Genomic DNA, 899 nt, shown 5'->3' on the forward strand with positions numbered 1-899 from the left:
TCTCGACGTCGTCACGCTTGGTGCCGCGCAGCAGCAGACCGGCGTTGTCGCCTGCCTGGCCCTGGTCCAGCAGCTTGCGGAACATTTCCACGCCGGTGACGGTGGTCTTCTGGGTGTCGCGGATACCGACGATTTCGATTTCTTCGCCGACCTTGATCACGCCGCGCTCGATACGACCGGTAACCACGGTGCCGCGGCCCGAGATCGAGAACACGTCTTCGACCGGCATCAGGAAGGTCTTGTCGACGTCACGTTCCGGAGTCGGGATCCAGGTGTCCAGAGCGTCGACCAGCTTCAGGATGGCCGGCACGCCGATGTCGGACTGGTCGCCTTCCAGAGCAGCGCGGGCCGAACCAGCGATGATCGGGGTGTCGTCACCCGGGAAGTCGTACTTGGACAGCAGCTCGCGCACTTCCATTTCGACCAGTTCCAGCAGCTCGGCATCGTCCACCATGTCAGCCTTGTTCAGGAAGACAACGATGTACGGCACGCCGACCTGACGCGACAGCAGGATGTGCTCGCGGGTCTGCGGCATCGGGCCGTCAGCAGCCGAGCAGACCAGGATCGCGCCGTCCATCTGGGCAGCACCGGTGATCATGTTCTTGACGTAGTCAGCATGGCCCGGGCAGTCAACGTGGGCGTAGTGACGGGTCTCGGATTCGTATTCGACGTGAGCGGTCGAAATGGTGATGCCGCGAGCCTTTTCTTCCGGAGCCGCGTCGATCGAGGAGTAGTCCTTGAACTCGCCGCCGAAGCGCTCGGCGCCGATCTTGGTCAGCGCAGCAGTCAGGGTGGTCTTGCCGTGATCGACGTGACCGATGGTGCCGACGTTCACGTGCGGCTTGGTGCGTTCAAACTTGCCCTTGGCCATGTTTGTATACCTTCAAGTAAGCGACAGA

General features: G+C 62.2%; 1 protein-coding gene. It reads right to left on the reverse strand.

Annotated features, from left to right (window positions below; all coding sequences use genetic code 11):
* Positions 1-871: elongation factor Tu (tuf, locus tag ABB30_RS15345; RefSeq protein WP_057639181.1), on the reverse strand; the 871-nt coding region annotated here is incomplete at its 3' end.
* Between the last annotated feature and the right edge of the window lie 28 nt (positions 872-899).

It is taken from the genome of Stenotrophomonas ginsengisoli (genome assembly GCF_001431485.1).
Lineage (GTDB): Bacteria > Pseudomonadota > Gammaproteobacteria > Xanthomonadales > Xanthomonadaceae > Stenotrophomonas > Stenotrophomonas ginsengisoli.